This is a genomic window from Arthrobacter sp. zg-Y769, assembly GCF_020907405.1.
Classification (GTDB): domain Bacteria; phylum Actinomycetota; class Actinomycetes; order Actinomycetales; family Micrococcaceae; genus Arthrobacter_B.
In genome coordinates, this window is record NZ_JAJJOE010000003.1 from 365,327 (window position 1) to 380,323 (window position 14,997).

Consider the following 14,997-nt stretch of genomic DNA (forward strand, 5'->3'; position numbering starts at 1 on the left):
CCTGCCACGCGCCGTCGCCCGTTAGGGGCGGCGGCAGTTATTTGAAAGTGAAACCAGTACGGGGACTTAGCCCTGTACCGTGATGCCCATCGAACGGGCGGTGCCGGCGATGATCTTGGCAGCTGCCTGGACATCGTTGGCGTTGAGGTCTTCCATCTTCATGGTGGCGATCTCTTCGACCTGTGCCTGGGTCAGGTTGGCAACCTTGGTGGTGTGCGGGGTTGCGGAACCCTTGGCGACACCGGCAGCCTTCTTGATCAGCTGTGCAGCCGGAGGGGTCTTCGTGATGAAGGTGAAGGAACGGTCTTCGTAGACGGTGATTTCCACCGGGATAACGTTGCCGCGCTGGGATTCCGTTGCAGCGTTGTACTGCTTGCAGAATTCCATGATGTTGACACCGTGCTGGCCAAGTGCCGGACCGATCGGAGGAGCCGGGTTGGCGGCACCTGCGTTGATCTGCAGCTTGATGAGGCCGGTGACCTTTTTCTTGGGGGCCATGAAAGGGTCCTTCTCTAAATTATGTTCCCGAAGGACAGGAGCGTCCGTCCGGGGTGTTGGCCGCCATGGCTTGGTGGCCGGACGCTGCCTGCAGGTTAAAGCGGACCTGCGGGCAGCGAAATCTGAAAGCTACTGGAGCTTGGTGACCTGGCCGAAGCCAAGGGTCACAGGCGTCTCGCGCTCGAAGATGGTCACGAGGACCACCAGCTGCTGGGACTCGGGCTTGATCTCCGAGATGGTGGCCTGGAGCGTTTCGAACGGGCCTTCGTTGACCGTTACGGGCTCGCCGACCTCGAAGTCCACGGCAATGTTGGAGGACTGCTGCTGTGCAGGCTTACCGGCCTCGGTCTTCGGCGAAACGATCGTGTGCTCGAGCATCGAGTACACCTCGGAAAGGCTCAGCGGAGTCGGGTTGTGTGCATTGCCCACGAAGCCGGTGACGCCGGGGGTGTGCCGGACAACGCCCCAGGACTCGTCGGTGAGGTTCATGCGAACCAGGACATAGCCGGGGATGCGGACGCGGTTGACGATCTTCCGCGTGGTGTTCTTGATCTCGACGACTTCCTCCATCGGGACCTGGATTTCGAAGATGTCCTCTTCCATGTCCAGGGTCTGGATGCGGGTCTCAAGGTTGGACTTCACGCGGTTTTCGTAGCCGGCGTAGGAGTGGATGACGTACCAGTCACCCTCCTGGCGGCGCAGCTTTGCCTTGAAGGCAACAGCCGGATCTTCCTCGGGCTCAGCGTCTTCTGCGGAATCGGCAGCCTCTTCGGCTGCGTTTTCTTCGTCGGCCGAAGCATCAACAGCAGCGGGCGCCTCGTCGACGTCGGCTGCGGTCATCTGATCCTCGGTATCCAGATCAGCGTTGTCATTGATCTGTGATTCGAGTTCTTGCTCGGACACGTAGATTCCTGCTTTCTTCTTCAGAGCACTATCGGGTTTGTCACTAGCTCATGGTCTCCGGTTCCGTGCCCGGGGGCGGAACCTTAAGTCTCTGGCTAGCTTTCGCCGCCGCCCGAGCCGAAGATCCACAGTGCGCCCCTGCCGAAGGCAAAGTCGAGAGCCGTAACGATAAGCATCATCACCATCACGAACGCGAGGACAACGAGCGTGTACCTCAGCAGTTCCTTGCGGGTGGGGGTGACCACCTTTTTCAGCTCGGCAATCACCTGGCGAAGGAAGAGAGCAATACCGGCGAAGAACCCGCGCTTCCTGGGCCCGCTGGAGGGGTGTCCCTTGGAGCTGCTGGCAGCTGTCTCGGTCACCTTCGCCTCACTCATCTGTGTCGGTTCACAATCACAGCAAGCGCTGGGACTGCTCATTCCATGAAGGACTGCTGAGCTGCCGGAAATGACAGTTCTGCGCAGGGCAGACAGGACTCGAACCTGCAACCTGCGGTTTTGGAGACCGCTGCGCTACCAATTGCGCCACTACCCTATGGAGGAAAACTCACCCTACCGCCACCATTGTAGCCGCAACGAACCGGAGATTATTTCGCAAATCATTCCGACCGAAAGGCACAAAGCAGCGTGGTGTGCTCAACCACCGAAGAACCAGTCTACGCAAATTTTCCCCTCCCGTCGAACCGGCACCCCGCCACGGAGTGCCCTGCTGACCTGCGGCGGAGTTTCCGAGCGCCTAAACTGGGGGAACGCCGCCGTCGTCCGGCAGGACCGACGCGGCAAATGTAAGCCGCCGCCACACACCAGACGGGAATCCCATGTCTTCCACCGGCCGTATTTCAGAGCGCATCGCATCCATTGCCGAGTCCGCAACCCTCGCAGTGGATGCCAAGGCCAAGGCGCTAAAGGCCGCCGGGCGCCCCGTGATCGGTTTCGGCGCGGGGGAACCGGATTTCCCCACCCCGGACTACATTGTCGACGCCGCCGTGGACGCCGCCCGCCAGCCGCGCTTCCACCGCTACTCCCCCGCAGGCGGGCTGCCTGAGCTGAAGAAGGCCATTGCGGCCAAGACCCTGCGCGATTCCGGCTACGCCGTTGACCCCGCCCAGGTCCTGGTGACCAACGGCGGCAAGCAGGCCGTCTACGAATCCTTCGCGACGCTGCTGAACCCGGGCGACGAAGTACTTGTTCCCACCCCGTACTGGACCACCTACCCGGAGGCCATCCGGCTGGCTGGCGGTGTTCCGGTGGAGGTCTTCGCCGGACCGGAGCGGGGTTACCTGGTCAGCGTCGAGCAGCTCGAAGCCGCCCGCACCGAAGCCACCAAGGTGCTGCTCTTCGTTTCCCCGTCCAACCCCACCGGTGCCGTGTACCCCGCGGAGCAGGTCGCCGAAATCGGACGCTGGGCGGCGGAAAACGGGCTGTGGGTGGTCACGGATGAGATTTACGAGCACCTGACGTACGACGGCGTGCCCTTCACCTCCATCGCCACGGCCGCGCCGGAGCTTGGGGACAAGGTGGTTGTGCTCAACGGCGTTGCGAAGACCTACGCCATGACCGGCTGGCGGGTCGGCTGGATGATCGCCGCGGCGGACGTCATCAAGGCCGCCACCAACCTGCAGTCCCACCTGTCATCCAACGTTTCCAACGTGTCGCAGATGGCGGCCCTGGCAGCTGTGTCGGGCCCGCTGACGGCCGTGGATGAAATGAAGCAGGCCTTCGACCGGCGGCGCCGCGCGATGGTTTCGGCCCTGAACTCGATCGACGGCGTCGAATGCCCCATGCCCGAAGGCGCGTTCTATGCCTACGCGGATGTCCGCGGACTGCTCGGACGCGAGTTCCCCGGCAAGGACGGCCCGGTCCGGCCGCAGACCTCGGCCGAGCTGGCGGCACTGATCCTCGACACCGTTGAGGTTGCAGTGGTTCCGGGTGAAGCGTTTGGCCCCTCGGGCTACCTCCGCCTCTCCTACGCCCTGGGCGACGACGACCTCGCCACCGGCATGGAGCGGCTGCAGGACTTCCTCGGCAAGGGCCGGTAAGGACTAAAGCAGCCGGCGGTCCGCGGCCCAGCGGGTGAGCTCGTGGCGCGAGGAAAGCTGGAGCTTGCGCAGCACCGAGGAGACGTGGGTTTCCACGGTCTTCACGGAAATGAACAGCTCACGGGCCACCTCCTTGTAGCTGTAGCCGCGGGCAATCAGCCGCATGACTTCCAGTTCGCGGGCCGACAGGCGGTCCAGTTCGTCATCCACCGCGGCCACGCTTGCCGTGCCGAAGGCGTCCAGCACGAAACCGGCCAGGCGCGGAGAGAACACCGCGTCGCCGCCTGCCACCCGGAGGACGGCGTCGGAAATCTCCGGGCCGGAAATGGTCTTGGTGACATAGCCGCGGGCACCGGCACGGATTACGGTGACCACGTCTTCCGCGGCATCGGAGACGCTCAGCGCCAGGAACCGGGTCACCCCGAGCAGCCCGGCACACCCCGCCAGCACTTCCGCGCCGCCGCCGCCGTTGCCGCCGGGAAGGTGGACGTCAAGGAGGACGACGGCGGGCCGCCGGGCGGTGATCACGGCAACCGCAGTTTCAACACTGTCGGCTTCCGCCACCACATTGATCCGGGCATCGAGGTCAGCGCGGAGGCCGGAACGGAAGATGGCGTGGTCGTCAACCACCACGACGTCGACCGGCGGGGAGGGGTGGATCGTCATTAAGGTTGTGCTCCGTTGCTCGATACGTGGCTCTGATGGTTCTTCTTTGCTGCCCTGCCGTCTGCCGTGCTGCCTGCCGCACCGCCCGGCTCGGAGGACCCGTTTTCCGGCCCCTTCGGCAGCGGCAGCACCAGCTGCACCTCGGTGCCGTCCGCCGTGCTGCGGATGGCGGCGCTGCCTCCCGCGCGCTGCATCCGTCCGATGATGGAGCCCCGCACACCAATCCGGTCCGGCGGCACCGTGTCCAGATCGAAGCCTGACCCGCGGTCCCGCACAAACACTTCAAGCTGCTCGGGCCTGCATTCAACATAAACGGAAACGGTGCCGCCGGCATGCTGGGCGGCATTGAGCACGGCCGCCCGCGTGGCGGAGGCAAGGGCTTCGGTCCGTTCATCCAGCTCTGCGTCCGAGACGGCCACCAGCTCAATCGGGTGTCCGTAGGCGTCTTCGATTTCGGCGGCGATCCGGCGCAGGCACTCCACGAGGTGGTCTTCGGCCCGGGCATGGTCGGTGTACAACCACTGCCGCAGTTCCCTCTCCTGGGCCCGGGCGAGCCGGACCACATCCTGCTCGGAGCCGGCGCGTTTCTGGATCAGGGCCAGGGTCTGCAGGACCGAGTCATGCAGATGTGCCGCAATTTCAGCCCGTTCCGTCTGCCGGATCCGTCCGGACCGCTCGGCTTCCAGGTCCCGCCAGTGCTTTACCGCCCACGGTGTGAAGACCAGTGCCACCCCGGCCAGCACCGCGGCGGAGGCCAGCAGCCCCGATATCAGGAGATCCCAGCTCACCGCCCCCGAGATCACCGCCAGCACCCCGGACACCACCAGCACCAGGCCGGCCGCGAGGCGGATCAGGCCGGAGGTGCGGTCCGCTCCGGCACTGTTCATCAGCCCGGCCCGACGGCTCTCGTCGAGCTGGGTCCAGGCCAGGACCGCACCACCCGCAATCGCGGCGACCGGGACAATCAGGCCCCAGTTCAGGTCGGCTCCCAGACGCTGGGCAATAAAGGCCGCAGCCACCAGCAGCAGGGCAAGGCCCACCGCTACCTCCCGCCGCCCTGCCTTTCGCGGCCCCGGACGGGGGGCTGTGCCTTCGCGGAGCTGCCTGGCGTAGTTCTCGGCAATACTGCGCGGGCTGGCCTGGACCTGCTCCTTCTTCTCCTGCTCCTCCTGGGTCGGAACCATGATCCACAGCCACGCGTAGAGGATGAAGCCGCTGCCGGCGCCCAGCACCAGCACGGCCATGATGATCCGGGTCAGCTTCACCGGCCAGCCCAGATGTGCTGCCAGTCCGGCGCATACGCCGGCGATAATCCGGTCACGGGGGCGAACCAAGGGTTCTCTCATGGACCTATCCAAGCACGCGGGAGGTGCCGGGGACCGGCCCCGGGGGCAGGAATTCCATTCTTCAGGGGCAGGTTCAGGGCCGGCTCAGGGTAGTCCCTGATGCGGTACGGCTGCGGCGGGAGAAGACTGGAACCATGAATCCTTCCCCATCACCTGATCCCGGGGCCCAAGACCCCGCATCGCAATCTGCTTCGGCTTCTGCCGAACAGAACGCCCTCCCGGCAGGCAGCCATTCGGCCGATGCCGGTTCGGACGGCACCGGTCCTGCAGGCACCGGCGCATCCGGCGGATTCCACAGCGGTTTCTTCAACTGGATCCGGTCGCTTGGCATCACGCGCGGCGGGGACCGTTGGTTCGGCGGCGTCGCCACGGGGATCGCCGCGCGGACCGGATTCGACCCTGTCCTTGTGCGCGGACTGTTTGTTGTCCTGGGCGTCTTCGGGATCGGTCTACTGGTTTACGGCATCGCCTGGGCGCTGCTCCCGGAACCGGACGGCCGGATCCACCTGGAAGAAGCGGGGCGCGGAACCTGGACATCGGGCATGACCGGGGCACTCATCTTCACGGTACTGGGCATAGGCGGACCCGGTGCCTCTTTCCTGGGCGACGACGGCTGGTTCGGTGCCGTCGTCTGGACCCTGTTCTGGATCGGGTCGGGCGTAGCGGCCATTTACTGGTTTTCCACGACGAAGGGCCGGCCGCACCTTCCCGGCCACCGAACCGGTTCGGACACCGGCCCGGGACCCGCAGGAGCCGCTGACACTCCGAGCAGCGCTCCGGACACGGCCTCCGGCACCCGTCCCGGCAAGCCCGTAACGCTTGCCAAACCCGGCATGCCCGCTGCAGGTACCGGCTTTGGTCCTGCCGGGTCTGAAGCTGCCGGCGTCACTGTCCCTGGAAGTGGCGCTGTCCCTTCCGGCGCTGTCCCTTCCGGCCCGGTGCCGTGCCCGCCGGCCGGCCCGAAGGACGCGCAATGCACAACTGAGGCAAAGCGCGCCCGCGCTCCGGGAGCCCCGGGTTCCTACACGGCGGCCCTGTTCGGAGCCGCCCTGCTGGCCGGGGGCGCACTCCTTGCCCTGGACTACGTCCACGTCCTTTCGCTGGGCTCAGCGGTTTCAGTGGCGCTGGCAGCGGCCGCTGCCGTCCTGGGCATCGGCATCGTGATCCTGGGCGTGGTCGGCAGGCATTCCAGCGGGATCGGCACGGCGGCAGTGGCAGTGCTCGTCGCCTCCCTCCTGGCCCAGGGCAGCATGGTCAACGCCAACCTGTTGGTGGCCAGCGATATGGACTGGGTGCCGCAGGACGCTGCCCAGGCCAGCGGGGGCTACACCCTGATCGCCGCCAACGGGACAGTCGACCTGCGCGGGACCGAGAGTACGGGGAACTTCGAAATCCCCGCCAGCGTCGCCGCAGGGAACCTGGACATCCTCGTTCCCGACGATTCGCCGGTAACCATCAGGTACGGCATGGCTGCGGGAAACGTTGAGGTAAACGACGGGTCGGACCGGCACGAATACAGCGGCTTGTGGCAGCCGTCCGACGAGCGCACCCTCAACGACGACGCCGACGGAGACCGGATCACCATTGACGTCCGCGGACTCGCGGGCAACGTACTCGTCACTACTGAAGAAAGCGACCTCTAGCCATGGAACAGGACAACGAGAGGGACTACCTGGGCCGGCAGTACGGGCCCGGAAGCATCGGAAGCACCGGCGAAGAAGTGCCGGCGGCACCGGCAGCGGAAAAGAATCCGGACAGTGCCGAAACCCGCCCGCAGGGCCGCGGTACTCCGGCAGCACCGGCGGCAGACACCGCTGACTCACCGGCCGCCGTTCCGAGGCGCGACCTGCGGGTGGGCACCGTCGTCTGGGGCCTGGTCCTCACCGCCCTGGCCGTGCTCCTGCTGCTGACGAACACCGCGGGCCTCTCAGTGGATCCGGTCCTGCTGGTCCTCTGCATCACCCTGGGTGCCGGCCTGGCCCTCCTGGCGGGCGGCTTCCTCTCCGGCCGGAGCCGGTCCCGCTAAAGTGTTCCTTCACGGCCCAGACAGGCCGGCATGTCAGTTCGTGACTCATTTCCCTATTTCGACACCACCAGATAAGGCTTAGTACATGGAAAAGTTCTTCAGCATCCTGCGCTCCTCCCCCATAAAACGGCGGAAGGGCTGGCTCGGCGGAATCTGCGCCGGTATTGCCGCGACCTACGGCTGGGATGTGTCCCTGGTCCGGATCGGCGTCCTCCTGAGTTTCCTGCTGCCCTTCGTGGGGATAGGAACCTATCTGGTGGCCTGGCTGCTGCTGCCGAAAGCGGACGGAAGCATCCTCCTGCAGAGCCTGGTGAGTCCCCGCGCTTAGTCGCTGCCCCGATGGCTGGCTAGAATCAAGGCAAGATCCAATCACCGCCAGCAGATCCAGGGGTAATGACATGAAAATCGGTATCCTCACCAGCGGAGGCGACTGCCCCGGCCTGAACGCCGTGATCCGCGGTGCCGTCCTGAAAGGCATCAAGGAATATGAGGACATTGAGTTCGTCGGTTTCAGGGACGGCTGGCGCGGCGTCGTCGACGGCGACATCATGGATCTCCCCCGTTCCCGCGTCCGCGGCATCTCCAAGCAGGGCGGCACGATCCTCGGGACATCCCGCACCAACCCGTTTGAGGGTCCGAACGGCGGGCCGGAGAAGATCAAGGCCACGCTGGAGCGGCTGGGCATAGATGCGATCATCGCCATTGGCGGCGAGGGCACCCTGGCTGCCGCACAGCGTCTGACGGACGCCGGGCTGAAAATCGTGGGCGTGCCCAAGACCGTGGATAACGATCTTGATGCCACCGATTACACCTTCGGCTTCGATACCGCGGTGGAAATTGCCACCGAGGCCTGTGACCGGCTGCGCACCACGGGCGAATCCCATCACCGCTGCATGGTGGCCGAAGTGATGGGCCGGCACGTCGGCTGGATCGCGCTGCATTCAGGCATGGCAGCCGGTGCCCACGCCATCCTGATTCCCGAGCATCCGGTCAGCATTGAGCAGATCTCCCAGTGGGTCAGCGATGCCCGCGACCGCGGGCGCGCACCCCTGGTGGTGGTTGCCGAGGGTTTTGTCACTACGGATATGGAAATGCCGCACTCCGAACGCGGCCTCGACAGCTTCGGCCGTCCGCGGCTGGGCGGCATCGGCGAACTGCTTGCGCCGGAAATCGAGGCCCGGACCGGCATCGAAACCCGCGCCACGGTGCTGGGCCACATCCAGCGCGGAGGCGTGCCGACAGCTTTCGACCGGGTCCTGGCCACCCGGCTGGGCATGGCAGCCGTGGACTCGGTAGTGGACGGCCTGTGGGGAACCATGGTGTCGCTGCACGGTACTGACATTGCCCGTGTCGGCTTCGAAAAGGCACTCGGCAACCTCAAGACGGTTCCCGACCACCGTTACGACGAGGCCGCCATCCTCTTCGGCTAGGGCCGCCCGCCCTGCTGTTCCCGCCCCGACCGCCCATCCCGAATACCGGAAAATCCGGCGCGTTGCGCGGATTCCGTCAGCGATTCTGTGTATTTGCTGAGGATTCCATATGGGGCGGCAGGGCGTTTGCATGCGTGTACATACGGCGGTGTAGGTTGAAAACCATGAATCTGGACTCGGGAACCATCGCGATCATCCAGCTGGCCTGGTGCCGCCATCTGGGCCTGGCGGACAACGCCCTGGCGGAAACGGATGCCGGCGAACGCATCTACAGTGTCCAGGAACAGGCCGATACCGCGTGTTTCCTGCGCCTGTTCGGCGCCGAAGTGTTCAGCGGCCCCGAGTGGGCCGCGGAGCGTGCCCGGACACAGAGCGCCGCGCAGCTTACCCGCAACTCCGGGCTGATCCAGATGTCCATGGAACACGGCGGCCGGGTCCTGGGCGCCGAACAGCTGTTTTTCGCAGATGCCTTTCCGAGCCTCGTTCCCCTCGAGGAGCTTGCCGTCAGCAACGAGCCGGATCTCGCCGTCGCCTTGGAACGGCTGTGCCCGCCGGACGATGTGGCGGAGGCCGGCCTGGCGGGTAAGGAAGAGGTTTTCGTCCTGATGGACGATTCCGTCGACGAGCCCCGTCCCGTTGCGGGTGCCGGCTACAGCATCACCGACGGAATCCTGGCGGATATGAGCGTGCTTACTGCACCCGGTTACCGGCTGCGCGGGCTGGGCAGCTACATCAGCTCCGTGGCGCTCGAGGACGCTATGGCAGGCGGCTTGATCCCGCAGTGGCGGGCGCGCCTCGACAACATCGGCGCAGCCAGGACCGCTGTGGGATCCGGGTTTATCCCCGCCGGGAGCCGCACTTCCGTGGCCCTGACCGCCTAGGGCCGCCCTAGCCGAGCAGGTCCAGCATTTCCTGCCGCTTGAAGAAGCCGGCCGTATCCCGCCCCGTGGGCGATCCGGCGTCGGGATCCGCACCCGCTTCCGCCAGGATGCGGAAGATCTCCACGTACCCCTTGAACGCGGCACCGGCAAGCGGTGTCTGGCCGCGGTCATTCTGCGTGTTGACATCCGCACCGCGCTCGACCAGAAGTGCGGTCAGCTCTGCGTGGCCATGGTACGAGGCGAGCATCAGGAGGGTATCTCCCGCGCCGTTCGTCAGGTTTACGGGCACGCCTGCATCAAGATAGCGGCGGATCCCTTCTGTGTCGCCGGCCCGCGCAGCATCAAACACCATGCCTGCGAGCTCAATGATGTCGTTGTCGATCTCGGGACGGGAATCGGGGGTGCTCATGGCGCTCCTGGAGGTATTGATTTTCTGGCTGTCAATCGGGAAAAGAAGCTTGCGGTCAGCGCCGCGGTGCTTTCAGGAAGCCCGAGGCACGTCCCACCACCGCGCCGGCATCCGGCGCCACGATGGGTTCCTGTGCGGCAGCGTAGAGCTCGCCGTCGTCGTTCACAACCAACTGCACGGACGGGTCGACGGACCGCTTCACCACAGCCAGGCCCACCGGCCCCATTTCATAGTGCCCACCGACGGAGGTGAGTGTTCCTACCTGCCGCTCCCCCAGCATTACCGGACTGCCGGCGGCCGGGAGGGTGTGCTGGGAACCGTCCAGCTGAAGGAACACCAACCGGCGGGGCGGGTGCCCCAGGTTGTGGACCCGTGCAACGGTTTCCTGGCCCTTGTAGCAGCCCTTGGCCAGGTGCACGGCGGTGCGGATCAGGTCCAGCTCATGCGGAATGGTTTTCTCGTCCGTTTCCGCGCCCAGCCGCGGCCGCCAGGCGGCGATGCGCAGCGCCTCGGAAGCCATGGAACCGGCAAGGGTGCGCCCCGAGGCGTCTATGGCGGCCTCGAATTCTGAGCGCGGAATAAGGTATTCGTACCACGGCCGTTCCAACCCCGGGTGGGCGTCTTCCGGCACTGCGGTGTACGCAAATCCGCCGGTTCCGATGTGCGGCCAGGGATCGGTCCAGCGCAGGTACTGCTCCCACTGCGGCACCTCGGCGGTGGCCCCTGCCACCGCCCACTGGTCCGTAGCGTCAGCGATTTCAACCCGGAGCATAAACTTCATCCGCTGCAGCCACTCGGTCAGTCCGGGCGCTTCGGCGGACTCGACCAGCAGCCACGCGGTGGCACCGTCGTCAATGATCCGTGCGTCGTAGTCGATCCGGCCCTGCACGCTGAGCAGCAGCAGTTCAGAGCTCACACCGGGCTGCAGGTCGCTCACCTGCTGGGAGGACAGCGTGTTCAGCCAGCTGAGCCGGTCAGGACCGGACACCGTAACCACGCCGCGGAAGGAAAGGTCGACGACGGCGCTGCCGCGGGCGAGGTTGCGCTGCTCACGCAGCGGATCACCGTAGTGAGAGGCCGTACCGGCGTCGAGGCCGCCGGCTTCAACGGCACCGTGGCGGGCAAGCAGGGGGCTGGAATGCGTCATGACAGGTGCAACGTCCTAGCGGCGCGGGCCTATTCCTTCGGACCGCTTTGTTGTCAGGGGTTTTTCTTCAGGATTGCCGAGGCGTGGGCCTTGAGGGCTTCGCCCTCGGAGGCAACGTCCCAGCGCCAGTACAGGTCGCCGTTGACCAACCCGTAGATGCGGGTGGCTGCGGAGTATTCCTTGGAGTTCACGCCGCGCATCACCAGATCGGTGGTGAGCTGGATCTGCGGTCCCTTGATCTGGCCGTAGTAGAGCTCGGCGATGCCGCCCGGGTGAACGATGGTTGCCGTGATGTCAAAGCCGCCGGCGTCGTTGCGCAGCTCTTCGACCTCGTCCGCGCTGCGGAGCGCCGGCACAATGTCCGCGGGAACCAGGCCGGGGCCGCCGTCGGCGTCGTTCAGGGGCCGGTCGAGTGCCCAGAATCCGGTCTCCACCGCCAGTGGCCGCAGGCGGGTGCCCTGCTCATCGGTGAGCCAGCTTTCCGCGGTGTACTGCAGGTACGGCAGTCCGTTCTGGGTGAACGTCACCTTCTGGGCGAAGTGCTCCGATTCGGCTTCGCCTTCCCCCAGGCGTCCGGACCCTTCCCAGGTGCCGAGGAGCCAGGACAGCGGTACCAGCTCCGGGGTCAGATCGGTGGGGATCTCCATTGGCATGGCGGGACCTGTCCTTCGGTATTACGGGTGGGGCGAAGCCGGTTTACTTCTGGCCGGTGTTTACTTTTGACCCTTGTACAGGCGGGAAATAACCAGTGCGGCGAATCCGGCCATCGCGAGGCCGGTGATGCCCAGCAGGGCAATAAAGAAAATTTCGAGAGCAACCATGGCTACATCCTAACGCGCGGGAGGAACAGTTTCCTTCCCGCCATTCGATCACGACAGGCACCTGCGGGCAAAAACCGCTTCGGCGCAAAACCCGGGCGCGCCGGACTCAGGGGACCAGGAGACGCCCGAGGAAGTAAACCACTGATCCCAGGACAAGGACCGGAGCCAGGCCAAGGGCCAGCCGTCCGGCGGCATTGGACTCGTCGCGGCGGGAAAGGGCCAGCCGGCGGAAGGCCATCACGACGGCGGCAATCACCACGCCGCTGAAGGCGGCCGCCTGCCAGGCAACGCCTGCGACCACCAGTGCCGTCAGGGCGGCGGTCAGGCCGCCGGCGAGCAGGCCAAGGGGTGCCGCCATCCGGTCCGGAAGCGGAATCAGGGACACGCAGACCGCGGCCAGTGCGGCGCTGCCCGCCACAGTGAGGAGCGCCGGATCGCCGTCGGTGCCGGCCAGACGGGCGGCAGCCACCCAGCCCGAACCCAGGGCCGTAACCAGCACGCCGGAAATGATGCCGACAATGGACTCAAGCCGGTGCGCCTGCCCGGTGCCGCGGAGCAGCTGAATCAGGAAAACGGCACCGACACCGACGGCGACGGCGGCGGGCAGCCAGGTCAGCATGGCCGCGGCGGGCGCGAAGTACGCTGCCACCACTGCCGCTGCACCCACGAATCCCAGCGCCGCGCCCTGCGTCCTGCGGGTAGGCACGCCTATCAGGTGCGGCCAGCAGACGCCGGTCAGGACGGCCGCCACGCCGCTTAGCACTGCCACGGCGGGCACAGACAGATAGGAAGCGGTCACGATACCGATAATGGCGAGCGCCGCCGGCACCGCTAAGCTCCAAAGTTTCACCCTAGTTATCCTGCCTTATTACGGCGTCCAGAAGAAAAGCGACAGGCCCGTTCCTTCGATGGGTATACTTTCGATCACTTCAAGCCAAGCGGATCGGCGAAGAAACGTGCCCAACGGTGTGCGCCCAACACTCGGAGGACCTATGTCGCACATTTTGCTCCTGACCAACAGTTCCGGTTCTTCAGTTGACGTCCTGCCTGCCCTGGAACTCCTTAACCACAAGGTGCACGTGGTGCCGGCGGAACCGACCGCCCTGCTGGATACCGATCCCAGCGAAGTGATCCTGGTGGATGCCCGCAGGGACCTCGTCGGTGCACGCTCCCTGACCCAGCTCCTGAAGGCCACCGGGCTGGGCACCCCGCTGATCCTGATCCTCACTGAGGGGGGAATGGCCGCCGTCGCCCCCAACTGGCTGGCCGACGACGTCATCCTCGATTCCGCCGGCCCCGCCGAGCTGGAAGCGCGGCTGCGCCTGGCCTCGGCACGCGGCGCCGGCCCGGCGGAGGCCCAGTCGACCGAGATCCGTGCCTCCGGCGTCGTCATTGACGAGGCGAGCTACACCGCCCGCGTGAACGGCACGGCGCTGAACCTGACCTATAAGGAGTTTGAACTCCTTAAGTACCTGGCGCAGCATCCCGGCCGCGTCTTCACCCGCGACCAGCTGCTCCACGAGGTGTGGGGCTACGACTATTACGGCGGCACCCGGACCGTTGACGTGCACGTGCGGCGGCTGCGGGCAAAGCTGGGACCGGACCATGAGACCCTGATCGGTACGGTCCGCAACGTCGGGTACCGGTTCACGCGGTCGCGGGCGGAAACGACGGCGGCCGCCAGCCAGGATGCCTGACCCGTGGCTTCGGTGCGGCGGCCGCCCTGCACAGCTGCACCGGCCGCGCTAGGCTTTCGGCATGAGTGAAGAACCGCAGACAGCCTGGCCCGTAGTCGAAACCCGCGGCACGCCCGAGCCCGCCGCCCTGTCCGACATCCTGCAGCTGGCGTCCGCCGCGCAGGACTCCGACGGCAACCCGCCGCTGTCCGAACAGACGCTCGTGGACCTGCGCTCTCCCGACGCCGATCCGGACACGCTCTCCGTCTTCACCACCTACGCCAATGACTCCGGTCCGGATACCGGCAGCGGACAGTGGCTCGCCGGTGTCGCCGTCCTGGTCTCCGAAACTCCGCAGGATGCGGGCGTGCTGGAGCTGGTGGTGCACCCGAATTACCGCAACCAGGGCGTCGGCACGGCGCTTGCCGCCGCGGTGCAGGACTCGGTGCGGGCTGTCCCTTCCGCCGGCGACGGCGATCCCCGGCCGGCAGCGTGGTCGCACGGAAACCATGAAGCAGCAGTGGAGCTCGCTGCCCGCTTTGGCTACCGCCCGGTGCGCGACCTCTGGAAGATGCGCCTGAGCCGCTCCAACGCCTCCCTGCCTGCGGCGCAGTTCCCCGCCGGGGTGACACTGCGTTCCTTTGAACCGGGCCGCGACGAAAGCGCCTGGCTCGAGGCCAACGCCGCCGCATTTGCCCACCACCCCGAGCAGGGCTCCATGAGCTTGTCGGACCTGCAGGCCCGCATGGACGAGGACTGGTTTGATCCGGCAGGCTTCCTCCTGGCCGTGGACGAAGAGGGAAAGATCCTTGGATTCCACTGGACCAAGGTCCATCCCGGCACCGGCGGACACCCGGCCATCGGTGAGGTCTACGTGGTGGGCGTTTCCCCCGAGGCCCAGGGCAGAGGACTGGGCAAGGCACTGACCGTCGCGGGAATCGAGCACCTGCACGCTGCGGGGCTGGACGCCGTGATGCTCTATGTCGACGCCGACAACACCGCCGCCGTTGCCCTGTACCGCCGCCTCGGCTTTGTCCGCTGGGACCAGGACGTGATGTACGCCCCCGCATAGGGAGCGCAGCTTGTAATGTTGTTTGCAGGGCCAGGCGGTCCGCCCGTACCGCCTGCCCTGATCCGCCGCCAGCACCTCAGGAGA

17 protein-coding genes and 1 tRNA gene are annotated in these 14,997 nt (G+C 66.0%); 8 read left to right on the forward strand and 10 right to left on the reverse strand.

Going from position 1 to position 14,997, the window contains the following annotated elements; genetic code table 11:
• Positions 1 to 66: 66 nt before the first annotated feature.
• From rplK to LOC60_RS02030, 4 genes are all read right to left on the reverse strand, one after another.
• Positions 67 to 498 (reverse strand): 50S ribosomal protein L11, encoded by a 432-nt coding sequence (gene rplK, locus LOC60_RS02015; RefSeq protein WP_230021192.1) that lies wholly within the window; start codon positions 496 to 498, stop codon positions 67 to 69.
• Between the two features lie 129 nt (positions 499 to 627).
• The gene (gene nusG, locus LOC60_RS02020; RefSeq protein ID WP_230021194.1) at positions 628 to 1,401 is read right to left on the reverse strand and encodes a transcription termination/antitermination protein NusG; all 774 of its coding nucleotides are present in this window, start codon (positions 1,399 to 1,401) and stop codon (positions 628 to 630) included.
• 95 nt (positions 1,402 to 1,496) lie between these two features.
• The gene (secE, locus tag LOC60_RS02025; protein WP_230021202.1) at positions 1,497 to 1,778 is read right to left on the reverse strand and encodes a preprotein translocase subunit SecE; all 282 of its coding nucleotides are present in this window, start codon (positions 1,776 to 1,778) and stop codon (positions 1,497 to 1,499) included.
• A gap of 84 nt (positions 1,779 to 1,862) precedes the next feature.
• Positions 1,863 to 1,935 (reverse strand) — tRNA-Trp (locus tag LOC60_RS02030).
• 283 nt (positions 1,936 to 2,218) lie between these two features.
• On the opposite strand from LOC60_RS02030, the gene LOC60_RS02035 reads away from it, so the two are divergent.
• Complete coding sequence (locus LOC60_RS02035; protein ID WP_230021204.1) at positions 2,219 to 3,439, forward strand: pyridoxal phosphate-dependent aminotransferase; 1,221 nt, start codon at positions 2,219 to 2,221, stop codon at positions 3,437 to 3,439.
• A 3-nt stretch (positions 3,440 to 3,442) separates the two neighbouring features.
• On the opposite strand, the gene LOC60_RS02040 is transcribed toward LOC60_RS02035, so the two are convergent.
• Complete coding sequence (locus LOC60_RS02040) at positions 3,443 to 4,105, reverse strand: LuxR C-terminal-related transcriptional regulator (protein ID WP_230021206.1); 663 nt, start codon at positions 4,103 to 4,105, stop codon at positions 3,443 to 3,445.
• Positions 4,105 to 5,451 carry an ATP-binding protein gene (locus LOC60_RS02045; protein ID WP_230021209.1) on the reverse strand — a complete coding sequence of 449 codons (1,347 nt, stop codon included), beginning with the start codon at positions 5,449 to 5,451 and terminating at the stop codon, positions 4,105 to 4,107. The genes LOC60_RS02040 and LOC60_RS02045 overlap by 1 nt, the downstream gene beginning before the upstream one ends.
• A gap of 134 nt (positions 5,452 to 5,585) precedes the next feature.
• Here LOC60_RS02045 and LOC60_RS02050 point away from each other — a divergent pair, with 134 nt between their 5' ends.
• The 5 genes from LOC60_RS02050 to LOC60_RS02070 all read left to right on the forward strand — a co-directional run bounded on the left by LOC60_RS02050 (position 5,586) and on the right by LOC60_RS02070 (position 9,788).
• Entirely contained in the window at positions 5,586 to 7,094 is a 1,509-nt protein-coding gene (locus tag LOC60_RS02050; protein ID WP_230021211.1) for a PspC domain-containing protein, read from the forward strand.
• 2 nt (positions 7,095 to 7,096) lie between these two features.
• Positions 7,097 to 7,477, forward strand: a complete 381-nt coding sequence (locus tag LOC60_RS02055; RefSeq protein ID WP_230021213.1) for a hypothetical protein — start codon at positions 7,097 to 7,099, stop codon at positions 7,475 to 7,477.
• A gap of 85 nt (positions 7,478 to 7,562) precedes the next feature.
• The gene (locus LOC60_RS02060; RefSeq protein ID WP_230021214.1) at positions 7,563 to 7,805 is read left to right on the forward strand and encodes a PspC domain-containing protein; all 243 of its coding nucleotides are present in this window, start codon (positions 7,563 to 7,565) and stop codon (positions 7,803 to 7,805) included.
• Between the two features lie 70 nt (positions 7,806 to 7,875).
• Positions 7,876 to 8,907, forward strand: a complete 1,032-nt coding sequence (locus tag LOC60_RS02065) for a 6-phosphofructokinase (protein ID WP_230021216.1) — start codon at positions 7,876 to 7,878, stop codon at positions 8,905 to 8,907.
• A gap of 164 nt (positions 8,908 to 9,071) precedes the next feature.
• Positions 9,072 to 9,788, forward strand: a complete 717-nt coding sequence (locus tag LOC60_RS02070; RefSeq protein ID WP_230021218.1) for a GNAT family N-acetyltransferase — start codon at positions 9,072 to 9,074, stop codon at positions 9,786 to 9,788.
• A gap of 7 nt (positions 9,789 to 9,795) precedes the next feature.
• Here the strand turns inward: LOC60_RS02070 and LOC60_RS02075 are convergent, their stop codons facing one another.
• The 4 genes from LOC60_RS02075 to LOC60_RS02090 all read right to left on the reverse strand — a co-directional run bounded on the left by LOC60_RS02075 (position 9,796) and on the right by LOC60_RS02090 (position 13,015).
• Positions 9,796 to 10,197, reverse strand: a complete 402-nt coding sequence (locus tag LOC60_RS02075) for an ankyrin repeat domain-containing protein (protein WP_230021221.1) — start codon at positions 10,195 to 10,197, stop codon at positions 9,796 to 9,798.
• 55 nt (positions 10,198 to 10,252) lie between these two features.
• Positions 10,253 to 11,344, reverse strand: a complete 1,092-nt coding sequence (gene ygfZ, locus LOC60_RS02080; protein WP_230021230.1) for a CAF17-like 4Fe-4S cluster assembly/insertion protein YgfZ — start codon at positions 11,342 to 11,344, stop codon at positions 10,253 to 10,255.
• 53 nt (positions 11,345 to 11,397) lie between these two features.
• Entirely contained in the window at positions 11,398 to 11,997 is a 600-nt protein-coding gene (locus LOC60_RS02085; protein ID WP_230021233.1) for an FABP family protein, read from the reverse strand.
• 274 nt (positions 11,998 to 12,271) lie between these two features.
• Positions 12,272 to 13,015, reverse strand: a complete 744-nt coding sequence (locus LOC60_RS02090) for a hypothetical protein (protein WP_230021236.1) — start codon at positions 13,013 to 13,015, stop codon at positions 12,272 to 12,274.
• Between the two features lie 142 nt (positions 13,016 to 13,157).
• On the opposite strand from LOC60_RS02090, the gene LOC60_RS02095 reads away from it, so the two are divergent.
• Positions 13,158 to 13,862, forward strand: a complete 705-nt coding sequence (locus LOC60_RS02095) for a winged helix-turn-helix transcriptional regulator (RefSeq protein WP_230021238.1) — start codon at positions 13,158 to 13,160, stop codon at positions 13,860 to 13,862.
• 61 nt (positions 13,863 to 13,923) lie between these two features.
• Positions 13,924 to 14,913: a mycothiol synthase gene (gene mshD, locus LOC60_RS02100; protein ID WP_230021252.1), complete on the forward strand. Its 990-nt coding sequence runs from the start codon at positions 13,924 to 13,926 to the stop codon at positions 14,911 to 14,913.
• Positions 14,914 to 14,997 lie beyond the last annotated feature (84 nt).